Annotated in this window: 5 protein-coding genes and 1 riboswitch; of the genes, 2 read left to right on the top strand and 3 right to left on the bottom strand. The window is 60.2% G+C overall.

The genetic code is table 11. The features are described 5' to 3' along the window. Positions 1–5: 5 nt before the first annotated feature. The 3 genes from E5W87_RS34570 to E5W87_RS34560 form a co-directional block, all read right to left on the bottom strand. Positions 6–242: a DUF680 domain-containing protein gene (locus E5W87_RS34570; protein WP_292408189.1), complete on the bottom strand. Its 237-nt coding sequence runs from the start codon at positions 240–242 to the stop codon at positions 6–8. An 89-nt stretch (positions 243–331) separates the two neighbouring features. After that, entirely contained in the window at positions 332–553 is a 222-nt protein-coding gene (locus E5W87_RS34565) for a DUF680 domain-containing protein (protein WP_292408186.1), read from the bottom strand. A 66-nt stretch (positions 554–619) separates the two neighbouring features. Next, positions 620–823, bottom strand: a complete 204-nt coding sequence (locus E5W87_RS34560; protein WP_292408183.1) for a DUF680 domain-containing protein — start codon at positions 821–823, stop codon at positions 620–622. A 509-nt stretch (positions 824–1,332) separates the two neighbouring features. Further along, a riboswitch (cobalamin riboswitch) is annotated at positions 1,333–1,536 on the top strand. Positions 1,537–1,752: 216 nt separating this feature from the next. Here E5W87_RS34560 and E5W87_RS34555 point away from each other — a divergent pair. Together E5W87_RS34555 and E5W87_RS34550 are read left to right on the top strand one after the other, a co-directional pair. Continuing rightward, entirely contained in the window at positions 1,753–3,000 is a 1,248-nt protein-coding gene (locus tag E5W87_RS34555; protein WP_292408180.1) for an aromatic ring-hydroxylating dioxygenase subunit alpha, read from the top strand. A gap of 23 nt (positions 3,001–3,023) precedes the next feature. Then, the coding region (locus E5W87_RS34550; RefSeq protein ID WP_292408178.1) for an FAD-binding oxidoreductase at positions 3,024–3,849 on the top strand (826 nt) is incomplete at its 3' end.

Genomic DNA, 3,849 nt, shown 5'->3' with positions numbered 1-3,849 from the left:
CGCTGTTAGCGGCCGAACAGGTTCCGGTCGCTGCCGTGCGGGGCGGACTTCTGTACGTCGCCCGACGAATTGAGCAGCTTGTAGACCGGCGAGCCGGTGTTGCGTACCGAAGACGTCTTCGTGTTGTCGACGTTGACGGTCGCCTGCTTGTTGATGTCGGTCCCGCCAACATTGTCGTTGCGGGCATAGGCGCTGCCGGCTGCAATCAAAAGTGCGGCGGCGGTAAGAACGATCTTCTTCATTTCAGTGCTCCTGGATTTTCGCATCCCATCAGCGCAGCGGCCGCGGTCTTGGTGAAAGACAATGCCGCCGCTGCTGTTGGAACAGGCTGTTAGTTGTTGCCGAAGTGGTTACGGTCGCTGCCATGGACGGGCTTCTCGTCGGCCGGAACCGGATTCTGCGCCGAAGCCGAATTCTGAACCGAAGCCGTGTACGAGCTGTCGACCGCAGCGGCCGGCTGGTTGGCGCCGTTCGATCCATAGTAGTCGCTACCGGCAAAAGCGCTGCCGGAGATGGCCAGAATGGCGGCGGTGGCAAGAACGATCTTTTTCATTTCTAGTACTCCAGATTTATCAGATCCCGAGCGGCGGACTTGGCCGCCGCTGTTTGGGGTCGGCTGTTAATTGTTGCCGAAAAGGTTGCGGTCAGCGCCCTGGACGACGGGCTTTTCAGCGTGAGCCGGCTTCTGAATGGAAGCCGTGTAAGAGCTGTCGACCGCGGCGGCCGGCTGGTTGGCACCGTTGGACCCATAATTGTCGCTGCCAGCAAAGGCGCTGCCGGTGATGGCCAGAACGGCGACGGCAGTAAGAGCAATCTTTTTCATTTTTGGTACTCCAGTATCTTAATTTTCCGTCCGTCTAGCGGCGTGTCTTGGAAGGAATTCGCGTCGTTCGGACAGGCCCGATGTGGGAAGGCCATCCGGCAGATTCCAATCACGAAGTTGTTCCGTGTGGACCAAGAATCTACACCTTGAAATTGTACCAGACGCTTCTATCGGCGTTGTTTTATTTTTTCCTTTCAAAGATTTAGGCAAAAAGCGCGATTCGCCCATTTGACGGATCGGCGGACCTGCGTTCACAGCGTCATGCACGCATTGTCAACAGAAACGAACCGTTCGGTTCGATTTTAGAAGCGGCTAATAGTCACTTTTGGAAACTGTTAACCTTCTTTGCCTCCGCCCCGGGTCAGAATTCGATGTCACGGCGGTCGACAATGGTGGCCGAAAAAATGGGGTTTCAGCCCTGCAATTACCAACCTGTACGTTTCGCCGGCCGTGTCGCGCCGCATGGATACGATGTCGTTTTCATGCCGACAGTCAGCCGGCCGTCATGATTAGATGACGCCATCTCAGGTGCCGCTTGGTGACGACGAAGCGGAGAATTGGGAAGCCGGTCAGAACCCGGCGCTGCCCCCGCAACGGTGGTGGAGTTCAAGTCGCAACGGGAGACCACTGGGCCACAAGCCTGGGAAGGTGTCGCGATGAGTCCGCAAGGACACTCCAGAGCCCGGAAACCAGCCCGAGACATTTTTGACTCGACTGATCGCGGTGGGCGGTCAAGAGGTGGATGATGCATGTCTGGCCTGTCGCCGGCGTGCAAGCGATCCTTCCTCCATCACCACCAGTTCAGTCCTTGGAGCGACGTGCGTCCACTTGGACGCACAAAGTACGCTCCAAGACTTTGAACTGCGCATCGTGCTTTCCGAAAATCGATCCCGATTTTCGGGCCGATACGACGAATATGAGGACAGGACATGGATGCGCGCAACGACATGCTGAGGCTCTTGCACGGCCGCAGGCAAGGCTATTCACTCGAGCAGCCCTTCTACACCGATCCCGATTTCTTCAAGCTCGACATGGAGCTGATCTGGTATCGCGACTGGCTGTTCGTCGGCCATGATTGCGAGTTGCCGAAGCCGGGCAGCTACATCACCGCCCAGATCGGCGACTATCCGGTCGTGCTGGTTCGCGACCAGCACGGCAAGATCAATGCCTTCCACAATTCCTGCCGGCACCGCGGCAGCCGCGTCTGCAACGCCGACAAGGGCACGGCGGCGAAACTCGTCTGCCCCTATCACCAGTGGACCTACGAGCTGGATGGCCGGCTTTTGTTCGCTCGCCAGATGGCGGACGGCTTCGACAAGAGCCAGTTCAGCCTGAAGCCCGTGGCTTGCGAAAGTATCAGTGGCTACATATTCATCTGCCTGGCCAAGGAGCCAGCCGATTTCGCACCGATGCGCGCCATGATCGAGCCCTACTTCCTGCCGCACCGGCTGCGCGAGGCAAAGGTCGCCTTCGAATCGACCATCGTCGAGAAGGGCAACTGGAAGCTCGTCTGGGAGAACAACCGCGAGTGCTACCATTGCGCCGGTAACCATCCAGAACTGTGCAAGACATTCCCGGAAGCGCCGACCGTGACCGGCGTGCAGGGCGCCGACAGCGATCCCGATATGCTGGCGCACTGGGCCAAATGCGAGGCGGCGGGCCTGCCGAGCAAGTTCCGCATCGATCCGGCCGGGCAGTATCGCGCCACCCGCGCGCCGCTGCTGCGCGACGCCGTCAGCTATACGATGACGGGAAGGCGCGCGGTGAAGAAGAACCTTTCCGACAGCGTTTCCACCGACCGTATCGGCTCGCTGCTGCTCTACCATTATCCGACGACCTGGAACCATATCCTTGGCGATCATGCCGTCACCTTCCGCGTGCTGCCGATCAGCGCCACGGAAACGGCCGTCACCACCAAATGGCTTGTCCACAAGGACGCGGTCGAAGGCGTCGATTACGACCTCGCCGAACTCACCCATGTCTGGACCGAGACCAACGACCAGGACCGCCGCATCGTCGAGGAAAACGCTTTCGGCATCCTGTCGCCGGCCTATGAGCCCGGCCCCTATTCGGAACTGCATGAGGGCGGCGTCATCCAGTTCGTCGAATGGTACGCCTCCTTCATCGGACCGCGCCTTGCCGAGGACGGCCGGCCGGCGTTGCGCAGCGTCGCCTGAGCGAGGTCAAGGGGATGAACGCAATGACTGACCTCGGGCTCTATCGCCATCTCGACGAAATGGCGCCATGGAACGACAGGCTCCAGGTGCTGGAAGTGATCGGCGTCAGCGACGAGGCGCCTGACGTGAAGACCTTCACCTTCCGCTCCGACAACCAGACCTGGTTCCGCTACAGACCGGGCCAGTTCGTGACGCTGGAACTGCCGACCTCCGACGGCCCGCTGATGCGGACCTATACGCTGTCTTCCTCGCCGTCGCGGCCGTTCTCGATCGCGGTGACGGTGAAGGCGCAGGCCAGCAGTCTCGGCACGCGTTGGATGTTCGACAATCTGAAGCCCGGCGTTCATGTAAAAGCCTATGGCCCGACGGGCGACTTTTCGCTGCACAGCCATCCAGCGGCCAAGTATCTGTTCATTTCGGCCGGCTCCGGCGTGACGCCAATGATGTCGATGTTGCGCTGGCTGAACGACTGCGCGCCATGGACCGATGTCAGTTTCGTCAACTGCGCGCGAAAGCCCGAGGAGATTATCTTCCGCAAGGAGCTCGAACTGCTCGGCAGCCGCATGCCGGGTCTGACGCTTGGCTTCATGATCGAGGAACGGTCCAGCCGCGAGGGCTGGTTCGGCCATATGGGCCGGATCGACGCGATACGGCTGCCGCTGCTGGCGCCAGACTTCCGTGAGCGCGAAATCTTCTGCTGCGGCCCCGACCCGTTCATGCGCGCCGTGCGGCAGATGCTGGAGGCCACCGGCTTCGACTTGGCCAACTATCATCAGGAGAGCTTTGCGGCTCCAGTGGTGGAGGAAATACAGGCCCCGTTCGCGTCGTCAGCAAAGGGTGGGCCGGCAG

The sequence above is a fragment of the Mesorhizobium sp. genome, assembly GCF_004962925.1.
GTDB lineage: Bacteria > Pseudomonadota > Alphaproteobacteria > Rhizobiales > Rhizobiaceae > Mesorhizobium.
The sequence above is the reverse complement of the archived record's forward strand: the minus strand, read 5'-3'. Positions and strand labels throughout refer to the sequence as shown.